The sequence below is a fragment of the Streptomyces sp. CoH27 genome, from assembly GCF_020181035.1.
Classification (GTDB): Bacteria; Actinomycetota; Actinomycetes; order Streptomycetales; family Streptomycetaceae; genus Streptomyces; species Streptomyces camelliae.
The window spans coordinates 467,315-477,832 of the sequence record NZ_JAIQYY010000002.1 but is presented as its reverse complement, the minus strand read 5'-3'; the positions used below and the strand labels follow the sequence as shown (position 1 = coordinate 477,832).

Annotated in this window: 9 protein-coding genes; 3 read left to right on the top strand and 6 right to left on the bottom strand. The window is 71.1% G+C overall.

All coding sequences use genetic code 11. The features are described from left to right. Positions 1-60: 60 nt before the first annotated feature. The 3 genes from LE548_RS04955 to LE548_RS04945 form a co-directional block, all read right to left on the bottom strand. Complete coding sequence (locus tag LE548_RS04955) at positions 61-897, bottom strand: aldo/keto reductase (protein WP_308029862.1); 837 nt, start codon at positions 895-897, stop codon at positions 61-63. Between the two features lie 169 nt (positions 898-1,066). Further along, positions 1,067-2,893 carry a long-chain fatty acid--CoA ligase gene (locus tag LE548_RS04950; RefSeq protein WP_225095363.1) on the bottom strand — a complete coding sequence of 609 codons (1,827 nt, stop codon included), beginning with the start codon at positions 2,891-2,893 and terminating at the stop codon, positions 1,067-1,069. A gap of 312 nt (positions 2,894-3,205) precedes the next feature. Then, a complete protein-coding gene (locus LE548_RS04945; protein ID WP_225095362.1) occupies positions 3,206-4,075 on the bottom strand; it encodes a LysR substrate-binding domain-containing protein in 870 nt (289 codons plus the stop codon). 173 nt (positions 4,076-4,248) lie between these two features. On the opposite strand from LE548_RS04945, the gene LE548_RS04940 reads away from it, so the two are divergent. Beyond that, on the top strand, positions 4,249-5,295 hold the full coding sequence (locus LE548_RS04940; protein ID WP_225095361.1) for a bile acid:sodium symporter family protein: 1,047 nt from the start codon (positions 4,249-4,251) through the stop codon (positions 5,293-5,295). Here the strand turns inward: LE548_RS04940 and LE548_RS04935 are convergent. Further along, positions 5,245-7,122 carry a sialidase family protein gene (locus tag LE548_RS04935; protein WP_225095360.1) on the bottom strand — a complete coding sequence of 626 codons (1,878 nt, stop codon included), beginning with the start codon at positions 7,120-7,122 and terminating at the stop codon, positions 5,245-5,247. The two genes, LE548_RS04940 and LE548_RS04935, sit on opposite strands and share 51 nt — an antisense overlap. A 129-nt stretch (positions 7,123-7,251) precedes the next feature. After that, entirely contained in the window at positions 7,252-8,169 is a 918-nt protein-coding gene (locus tag LE548_RS04930; RefSeq protein ID WP_225095359.1) for a zinc-binding dehydrogenase, read from the bottom strand. 124 nt (positions 8,170-8,293) lie between these two features. On the opposite strand from LE548_RS04930, the gene LE548_RS04925 reads away from it, so the two are divergent. After that, the gene (locus LE548_RS04925; protein ID WP_225095358.1) at positions 8,294-8,731 is read left to right on the top strand and encodes a MarR family winged helix-turn-helix transcriptional regulator; all 438 of its coding nucleotides are present in this window, start codon (positions 8,294-8,296) and stop codon (positions 8,729-8,731) included. 170 nt (positions 8,732-8,901) lie between these two features. Here the strand turns inward: LE548_RS04925 and LE548_RS04920 are convergent, their stop codons facing one another. Next, positions 8,902-9,621, bottom strand: coding sequence for an SDR family oxidoreductase (locus LE548_RS04920; RefSeq protein ID WP_263635659.1), 720 nt, complete (start codon positions 9,619-9,621; stop codon positions 8,902-8,904). A gap of 120 nt (positions 9,622-9,741) precedes the next feature. Here LE548_RS04920 and LE548_RS04915 point away from each other — a divergent pair. Continuing rightward, positions 9,742-10,518 (top strand): LysR family transcriptional regulator (locus LE548_RS04915; RefSeq protein WP_225095357.1); only part of this gene is annotated, 777 nt, incomplete at its 3' end.

The window sequence follows — 10,518 nt, the reverse complement described above, 5'->3', positions numbered from 1 at the left end:
GCTGGACGCGGCCCGGGCCGACGCCGGGAAGGCGATGCGGGCCGGCGCCCGGAAGCCGGTTCAGCCGAGGTCGAAGGTGGCCGGGTCGGGGCCCAGGCGCCGGTCCTCGTTGAGCGCGCTGATCGCCGCGAGATCCTCGTCGTCCAGGCTGAAGTCGAAGACCTCGATGTTCTCCTTGACCCGGGCCGGCGTCACGGACTTCGGGATCACGATGTTGCCGAGCTGGATGTGCCAGCGCAGCACGACCTGGGCCGGCGTACGGCCGTGCTTCTGCGCGATGGCGACGATCGCCGGTACCTCCAGCAGGCCCTTGCCCTGGCCGAGCGGGGACCAGGCCTCGGTGGCGATGCCCTGCTCCGCGTGGAACTCGCGGGCGGCGCGCTGCTGCAGATGCGGGTGCAGCTCGATCTGGTCGACCGCCGGGACGACGGACGTCTCGGCGATCAGCCGCTCAAGGTGCTCGGGAAGGAAGTTGGACACGCCGATGGCGCGGACCCGCTGGTCGGCGTAGAGCTTCTCCAGCGCCTTGTAGGTGTCGACGTACCTGCCGCGGGAGGGCAGCGGCCAGTGGATCAGGTACAGGTCGACATAGTCGAGACCCAGCTTCGCCAGCGAGACGTCGAAGGCGCGCAGCGTCGAGTCGTAACCCTGCTCGCTGTTCCAGAGCTTGGTGGTGACGAAGACGTCCGCACGGGGCAGGCCGGAGGCGGCGATGGCCTTGCCGGTGCCCTCTTCGTTGCCGTAGATCGCGGCGGTGTCGATGCTGCGGTACCCGGCCTCCAGCGCGGTGGCGACGGCCCGCTCGGCCTCGTCGTCCGGCACCTGCCAGACGCCGTAGCCCAGCTGGGGCATCTCGATGCCGTTGTTGAGGATGATCGGGGGGACCTTGCTGCTCACGAGCCTCTTGATCCTTAGGTTGAAGACAGGTGGTACTCCCATCGTCAACGATCACGGCCCGTGCCGCATTCCTGACGGCGCAATCCGTGCCGACCACGCGTGCACGCGACCGGGTCCCGCGCAGCGAAGGCGGCAGCGCAGGCCGTACCGGAGGCGACCGCCGGAGACGTCAGGTCCGGTAGAGGGCCTCGACCTCTCTGTCGTACGCCTTCTCGATCGCCTTCCGCTTCAGCTTCAACGACGGGGTGAGCAGGCCGTGTTCCTCGGTGAACGGCTGCGCCAGGATGCGGAAGGTGCGGATCGACTCGGCCTGCGAGACAAGGGTGTTGGCGGCGACCACCGCCCGCCGCACCTCCGTCTCCAGGTCGGCGTCGTGTACCAGCTGTGCCGGGCTCATCTTCGGCTTTCCGCGCATCTGCAGCCAGTGTTCGACGGCCTCCTGGTCGAGGGTGACCAGAGCGGCGATGTAGGGCCGGTCGTTGCCGACGACGATGCACTGGTTGACCAGCGGATGCTCACGCACCCGCTCCTCCAGCACCCCGGGGGAGACGCTCTTGCCGCCGGAGGTCACGAGGATCTCCTTCTTGCGGCCGGTGATGGTCAGATAGCCGTCCTCGTCGAGCGAGCCCAGGTCGCCGGTGGCCAGCCAGCCGTCGTGCAGCGTCTCGTCCGTGGCCTTGGGGTTGTTGAGATAGCCCTGGAAGATGTTGGCGCCGTACAGCCAGATCTCCCCGTCGTCGGCGATGTGCACGGTCATCCCGGGGATGGCCTGGCCGACGGTGCCGTAGCGGGTGCGCTCGGGCGGGTTGGCGGTGGCCGCCGCCGTCGACTCGGTCAGGCCGTAGCCCTCGTAGATCTGCACGCCCGCGCCCGCGAAGAACAGCCCCAGCCGGCGGTCCATCCCCGAACCACCGGACATCGCATTCCGTATACGACCGCCCATCGCCGCGCGGACCTTGGCATAGACGACCTTGTCGAAGAACTGGTGCTGCATGCGCAGCCCCGCCGAGGGGCCGGGCCCGATGCCCCATGCCTTCGCCTCGACGGCCTCCGCGTACTTCACCGCGACGTCGACCGCCTTCTCGAACGGCCCGGACCGGCCGTCCTTCTCCGCCTTGCGGCGGGCGGCGTTGAACACCTTCTCGAAGATGTACGGCACGGCCAGCACGAACGTCGGCCGGAACGCGGCCAGATCGGGCAGCAGCGCGGCGGCGTGCAGCTGCGGCTGGTGCCCGAAGCGGACCCGGCCGCGGATCGCGGCGACCTCCACCATCCGCCCGAAGACGTGCGCGAGCGGCAGGAACAGCAGCGTGGAGGCCTCGTCGCCCTTCTTGGAGTGGAACACCGGCTCCCAGCGCTGGATGACGGTGTCCGCCTCCCACATGAAGTTCCCGTGCGAGATCACACAGCCCTTCGGGCGGCCCGTGGTGCCGGAGGTGTAGATGATCGTGGCGACCGAGTCCGGGGTGACGGCCTGCCGGTGCCGGTGCACCATCTCGTCGTCGAGGTGCGCGCCGGCGTCGTACAGCTCCTGCACACAGCCCGAGTCCAGCTGCCACAGCTGGCGCAGCTGCGGGAGGCGGTCGATGACGGTGGCGATGGTCATCGCGTGGTCCTCGTGCTCCACGATCGCCGCGGACACCTCGGCGTCGTAGAGCATCCAGAAGCACTGTTCGGCCGAGGACGTGGGGTAGACCGGCACCACCTGGGCGCCGATGGTCCACAGCGCGAAGTCGAAGAGGGTCCACTCGTAGCGGGTACGGGACATGATCGCGACGCGGTCGCCGAAGCGGATGCCGCGGGCCAGCAGGCCCTTGGCGAGGGCCAGCACCTCGTCCCGGAACTCGGCGGCGGTCACGTCCCGCCACTGCCCGGCGGCGTCCTTGCGGCCGAGGGCGATGTGCGTCGGGTCGGTCTGGGCATGCTCGAAGACCACGTCGGCCAGACCGCCCACCGGCGGTGCCGACGTGAGCGGCGGGTTGGTGAACTCGCGCAAACCTCGCTCCCCGATCCTCGCTGCTTGGTCACGCCGGTGATATCCGGCACAGCGCGGTGAAAGCTACCCCACGGCGTCACCGGGCGGGAGGGGGCAGGAAACCGAGCAAACCTCACGTTTTTCCCGGGAGGTGACCGGAAAATGCCCTCACATAGGGAAGGGCCGGACACGATACTGACGGGTCAGTAAGTTTCGGTGCCGTAATCTCCACCGAATCTGTACGGGCCGATTACGGCCTGCACCGGCCGGCCGGGTGCGCCCGCACGTGGCCACCGGCGAGGTTCCACGCGGCCGTCCGCCGAGCGTGTCCGGTCAGTCGACGGGGCGGCGGAGTCGTTCCCCGCCCGCCAGGATCGCCGCCGCCAGCGCGTTCGCGGCCTCCTCCGCCGCGCCGTGGCGGCGGCCGTGGACCAGGACGAAATCGACCCGGCCCAGGTCGGGCAGGCCAAAGCGGTCGGGGAGGCGGGAGAGGCCGGGCGGGATGAGGCGCCGGGAGTGGGCCATCACGCCGAGCCCGGCGCGGGCCGCCGCGATGAGGCCGTTCAAGCTGCCGCTGGTGCACACGATCCGCCACGGCCGGCCCTCGCTCTCCAGCACCTGAAGCGCGCGGGCCCGGGTGATGCCGGGCGGGGGGTACACGATCAGCGGGACGGGCCGGTCCGCGTCCAGGCGCAGCCGCTCGGCGCCGATCCACACCAGGTCGTCGCGCCAGACCAGCTCGCCCCGGGGGTCCTCCCGGCGGCGCTTGGCCAGCACGAGGTCCAGCTTTCCGGCGGCCAGCTGCTCGTGCAGGGTGCCGGACAGCTCCACCGTGAGCTCCAGGTCGACCTCGGGATGGTCGTGACGGAAGCCCTCCAGGATCTCCGGGAGCCGGGTGAGCACGAAGTCCTCCGACGCGCCGAACCGCAGCCGCCCGCGCACCCGGGTGCCGGTGAAGAACGCCGTCGCCTGCTCGTGCACCTGGAGGATCCGCCGGGCGAAGCCCAGCATCGCCTCGCCGCCCTCGGTCAGCTCCACCGAATGGGTGTCCCGGGCGAACAGCTGCCGGCCGGTCGCGTCCTCCAGCCGGCGTACGTGCTGGCTGACCGTGGACTGGCGCAGCCCGAGCCGATGGGCGGCCTGGGTGAAGCTCAGAGTCTGGGCCACGGCGAGGAAGGTGCGCAGCTGCGTCGGGTCGTACACGGCACCAGCCTACGCGGCTATCACACAACATGATGACAGTCAGAATGGTGTACGGGATTCCCGATCGGCGCGGAGCGGAGGACCATGGACGGGGCTCCTGCGGGCCCGAGACCAGAAGACAGCGAACGACCACTTCAACCCCTGACACCCGCACACAGAGCAATCGGAGCACCGTGACACGCCTGCGCCGGCCGAGCTGGATACCGATCGACCCGTACATCGTCCTGCTGCTCGGGACCGTGGGGCTGGCCGCACTCCTGCCGGCCCGGGGAACCGCCGCCGACGTGGCCTCGGGCGCGTCGACCGCCGCGATCGCCTTCCTCTTCTTCCTCTACGGCGCCCGCCTGTCCACCCGGGAGGCGCTGGACGGGCTGCGGCACTGGCGGCTTCACGTCACCGTGCTGCTCTGCACCTTCGTGCTCTTCCCGGTCTTCGGGCTGGCCTTGCGGGCGCTGGTGCCGGCGCTGCTGACCCAGCCGCTCTACCAGGGCCTGCTGTTCCTGACGCTGGTGCCGTCCACGATCCAGTCGTCCATCGCGTTCACCTCGATCGCCCGCGGCAACGTGCCCGCGGCGATCTGCGCAGGCTCCTTCTCCTCCCTGGCGGGCATGCTCATCACACCGTTGCTGGCAGCGGCGCTCCTCGGCAACAGCGGCGGCGGGTTCTCCGCCGACTCGCTGCTGAAGATCGTGCTCCAGCTGCTGGTGCCGTTCCTCGCCGGGCAGCTGCTGCGACGCTGGGTCGGTGGCTTCATCGCCCGGCACAAGAAGGTCCTCGGCCTGGTCGACCGCGGCTCCATCCTGCTCGTCGTCTACACCGCCTTCAGTGAGGGCATGACCCAGGGCATCTGGCACCAGGTCAGCCCCGCGCGGCTCGGCGGCCTGCTCGTCGTCGAGGCCGCGCTGCTGGCGCTGATGCTGCTGCTGACCTGGTACGGAGGCAAGGCACTCGGCTTCGGCCGGGCGGACCGGATCGCCATCCAGTTCGCCGGGTCGAAGAAGTCCCTCGCCTCCGGACTGCCCATGGCCGGCGTGCTCTTCGGCGCCCACGCCTCCCTCGCCGTGCTGCCGCTGATGCTCTTCCACCAGATGCAGCTGATGGTGTGCGCGGTCCTCGCCAAGCGCCGCGCCCGCGATCCGGAGGAGACTCCGGACGCCGCTCCCGGGACGTCAGCGGCCCACGTGGTCCAGGGGCAGCCACAGGACCGTGTCCTGCGCTGACCGCAGCGCCTTCGGGTCCGACAGCTCCTGGTCGGTCAGCGCCCGGTCCCATACGTGCACCTCGTCGAGGGCGCCGGTGAAGAAGGCCCGGCTGTCCATGCGCTGACCGATGTGCACGCCGAAGGGGGAGTTGCGGCTGACGGAACCCGGTATGTCGGCTACGGACGACTGCATACCGTCGACCGACAACATCAGCCGTCCTCCGCCGCGTCGGAGGACGGCGTGGTGCCACCGGCCGTCGTTGTATGCGGTATCCGTGCGAACGTATGCAGTCTGCGGAGCGTTCGCGCCGTCCCGCACGGTGATCAGGCCCTGCATCCGGTTGTTCGCCGGCTCCCCGCGCAGCCACACCTGCGGCTGTGTGGTACCGGCCCCGCCCATCCACAGCATCGGCTGCTCACCGCCGGTGGCCGTGTAGCGGAACCACAGGGACACCGTGAAGTCCTTCGTGCCGAGCGGCAGCCGACTGCTGTAGGGCAGGCGTACGGCGTCGTCGGTCCCGTCGAACTCAAGCGCACGGCCGAACACCCCCGCGGTCTCCCGCGCACCGCCGAGCACCGCGGCGGGCCGGGCGTGCGGGGCGAGGTCGGCGGTCACCGGGTCGGGGCCGCGGCGCGGGGCGAGCCAGTCCTCGGTGAAGCGGGCGAAACGGATCTCGTCGCGCGCGTCCACCGCACCGCCCTCGTAGACCAGGCCCACCGTGTCCCCGGCGATGCGCACCAGGTCGGAGTAGCCGGACCAGTCCGTCGTGACGACCGTGCCGCGGTCCACGCTGTCCCAGGTGCGGCCGCCGTCGTAGGAGGAGCGGATCATCATGGTGCGGCGCCGGTCGGGATCGGCGGGGCAGGCGAGAAGCAGCCGGTCGCCGAGTCGCAGCAGCGAAGCCTGCACCATCGGGGCGTACAGGTCGGGCAGGTCGTGGAAGGGCGCGGCGAAGCTGGAGCCGCCGTCGCGGCTGATGGCCTGGGTGCGGTGGCCGAGGTCGGTGCCGTCCTGTTCCCGGCCGCTGACCAGGATCGAGCCGTCCTCGCGTTCGGCGAGGGCGAGTTCGGAGGGCTTCTGCCGGAAGGTGCCGTCCTCGGCGATGGGCCAGGTGTCCTGGGCGCCGATCCGCCAGTGACCGCCGTGGTCGTCGCTGACGATCAGTGCCGCGTGGTTGGCGGTGATCCGGGTGCCGTTCCAGGACTCGGCGTTGACCCCGAAGACCAGCCGGCCCGCGTACCGGCCGCGGGTGAGCTGGATGCCGTGCGCCGGACCGGTCGCGTACCAGGAGTTCCAGGCGGAGGGCAGGATCTCCCGGCTCAGATCGCGCGGCGCGGACCAGGTCACGCCGTTGTCGTCGCTGTACTGAAGGTGCGGGGTACGGTCGCACGGCACTGGGCAGCCGGCGCCGTCCGTACGGCCCGTGTTGTACGTCTCCGCGAGCCAGACCCGGCCGGTGTCGCGGTCCACGACCGGTGCCGGGTTGCCATGGGTGTCTCCGCCGCCCTCGGTGACCACCTGGAGCGGGCCCCAGGTGCGGCCGCCGTCGGTGGAGCGCTTGAGCACGATGTCGATGTCGGTGGCGTCCCCGCAGTTGAGGACCCGGCCCTCGGCGAACGCCAGCAGCGTGCCGTCGGCCGCTTTGACGATCGCCGGTATCCGGAAGCAGGCGTAGCCGGGATCCCGCGACGCCTTGAACAGGACTTGCTGCTCGAACTCCGTTGTTTTTTCCGCCGGTTGGGCATGTGCGGGGTGGAGGGAGGCGAGCGGCGCCAGGAGCAGTGCCGCCGCTGTGCACACGAGGGCGAGTACGGATCTGAGACGGGCACGGAGACCTGACGGCATGGTGCGGCCCTTCGCCGGGCGGACATCTGGACATCCGCACATCCCATGTCCAACGGATGCCCCACCGACGGTAGTTGGGGCATCGGGGCCCCACAAGAAGCGTGCGCCACAAGGAGTGCGCCATCGGCCCTACGGCCGCAGGACGACCTTGCCGAGGTTGGCCCGCGTCTCGATGACCTCGTGCGCCTTCGCCGCGTCCGCGAGCGCGAACTCGGCGTGCACGGCCGGCTTCAGGGCGCCCTCGGCGAACAGCCGCCACAGCTCCTGGCGCCACTGCTCGTACAGCTCCGGCCGGCCGCGGGCGATCAGCGCCATCTGGAAGCCGATCACCGACTTGGCGCCGACCAGGAGGTCGTAGGCCTGGATCGTGCCGCCGCCCGAGCTGTAGGCGACCAGGCGGCCGTGTGGGGCGAGGGCAGCGAGGGCGGGAGCGAGCAGATCACCGCCGACCGCATCCAGGATGCAATCGACCGGATCCCCCCAGCTGTCGTCGGAATACCGGATGCAGTCGTCGGCACCCTGCGTGCGCACGAACTCCGCCTTCGCGGGATCGGACACGGCCCCCACCACCCGTCCGGCCCCCCGGACCCGCGCCAGTTGTACGGCGAGATGCCCGACCCCGCTCGCCGCGGCCGTGACGAGGACCGCCTCGCCCGGCGCCGGCCGGGCCGCCTCCAGCGCCCCGTACGCCACCAGCCCGCTGCGCACCAGCGCGACCGCGTCCACGGTTGTGGCGTCGTCCGGTATCGGGGAGGCCATCGCCTCGTGCAGCAGGGCGAAGTCGGCGTACCCGTGGCCGAAGCACAGTCCGGTCACCCGGTCGCCCGGCCGGAAGCGGGTCACGCCCTCGCCGGCCGCCACCACCTCACCGGCGATCTCGCCGCCGAGCGCGATCGGTTCGGCGGCCTCGGTGACCTTGCGGACCACGGGCAGGGTCACGCCGACCGCCTCGCAGCGCACCAGCAGCTCACCGGGGCCGGGTTCGGGGACGGGGGCCTCCTCCAGGAACAGCGGGCCGCCGGTGGATTCGTACCGGACGCGACGCATCAGCACCTCCAGGGCTGGGCCGCCCCGGCGCGTCGGCCGTCGGGACACCCAGCAACTCGTTGGGAGTCCCAACGGTATCTGAGATTCATTGGGAAGTCCAACGATTCTCGGTTAGGCTGCTGCCATGGCCGAAGCACCCTTGCCCGCGATCCGCTCCCTGCCCAGCTGGCTCCTCGGCCGGGCCGCCGCCCGGGGCCGCGCCCTGGTCGCCGACGCCCTCGCCGCCGAGGGCATGAAGATGTGGCACCACGTGGTCCTCTCCGCCGTCCGCGACCTCGCCCCCGTCGCCCAGGCCGACCTCGGCCGCAGCGTCGGCCTCGACCCCAAGGACCTGGTCGGCGTCCTCAATGACCTCCAGTCCGCCGGCCACGTCGTACGCGCCCCCGATCCCCGGGACCGGCGCAAGAACGCCGTGTCCCTCACCGATGAGGGCGCCCGTCTCCTCCTGCGCTGCGAGAGCGCGGCTAGCGCAGCCAACGATGAGCTGCTCGCCCCGCTCTCGGCCGCCGAACGCGATCAGTTCATGGGCCTGTTGATCCGTATTTCCGGCACGGACGGCTGAGGTCGGCTGACGTTCCCTCATGACCGCAGTTGGTGTCCGGTGGGGAATCGCCACCAACCTCGGCGCCGATCCCACCGCCCGCGCCGCCGGCCTCGGCCACGACCCCGTCCGCCCCCGCCTCGGCACGGCCGTGACCGCGGCCGGCGTACACCTCGCCGCCGGCCGACCGCTCAGACCAGCGTGCCGCCGCCGTCCACGACCACCACCGATCCGGTGCTGTACCCCCCGCGGATCAGATACAGGTACGCCTCCGCCGCATCCGCCGGCTCGCCGACCCGCCCCACCGGCAGCGACTCGGCGGACGACCGGAACAGCCCCTCCCGCATCTCCTCCGGCAGGTCCCGCCACAGCTCGGTACGCACCAGACCCGGCGAGACCGCATTGACCCGCACCGGCGCAAGCTCCACGGCCAGTGCCCGGGTCAGCGACTCCATCGCCCCGCACAGCGCCGACGCGGCGCTCGAACCGGGCAGCGGCCGACGCCCCGCCGTCCCCGTCGTCAGCACCACCGAACCGCCCGGACGGAGCCCGGCGACGCCGTACTTCACCGCCGTGTACGCCCCCCACAGCCGCGTGTCCATGAACCGCCGGACCTGATCGACACCTGCCTCGGCCACCCTCTGAAGCAGCAGCGGCTCACCGGCCGTGTACACCAGGTGATCGAACGCGCCGATCCGGGCGAAGAATCCCCGCACCGCGTCCTCGTCCGTCGCGTCCAGCACCTGCCCCTCGGCGCCCTCCGGCAGGCGCTTCAGCGCCGCGTCCACACTCTCCTGCCGCCGTGAGGCGACCACCACGCCGGCACCCTCGCGCGCCGCGCCCTCGGCGACCGCGAGCCCGATGCCCGATGTACCTCCGATGACGACCACACGCTGTCCTTGCAGGCCCATGCCGCTTCCCTTTCGCCGTTGCTTGCCGGGATCCAGCCTGCGACCGCCTCCGGCCCCCCGTCCAAGACCTCTTTCAGCGGTGGCGATACCCTGAAGACATCGCCGGGGAAAGGGGCGGCCATGGACCTCGACCTGCGGAAGGTCCGCTACTTCGTGGCGGTCGCCGAACTGCTCCATTTCGGCCGTGCCGCCGAGCGGCTGCACATCGCACAACCCGTGCTGAGCCGTCAGATTCGCGCCCTGGAGAAGGACTTGGGTGCCGAATTGTTCGTACGCGACAGCCGCGGCGTGACGTTGACCGATGCCGGACGGCAACTCATCGCGGAGTCACGGGAGTTGCTGGCGTCGGCAGAGGGAGCCCGGCGCCGCGTCCTGCGGGCCGCGCGCGGGCCCCGGCGGCTCGTCGTCGGCTTCCGCGCGGGAATCGTGGTCACGGACGCCCTGCGCGCCTTCCGCGCCGAGCACCCGGACGTCGAGACCACGGCTCGCCGGCTCGAATGGGACGATCAGGAAAGGCTTCTTCTCGACGGCACCCTCGACGTCGCCTACGTACGCTCCCCGTTGCGCGAGGAGGGCCTGGAACTGCGGCCCCTGTACAGCGAGTCCCGCGTGGTGATGCTCCAGGCCGGACACCGGCTCGCGGGCAAGCCGGAACTGTCCCTGGCCGACCTCGACGGCGAGACCTGGCTCAGGTACGCCCTTCCCGGGCCCGGCGACCTCCCGGTGCGGACCGTCGAGGAGAAGTTCGAATGCGTGGCCGCCGGAACCGGCATCACGCTCGTGCCGCACTCGGTCGCCGAGCAGTACTCCCGGTCCGACATCAGCTACGTACCGGTCGTCGACGCCGAACCCGACCAGGTGCTGCTGGCCTGGGCGGCCGGTCGGCGCTCGCCACTC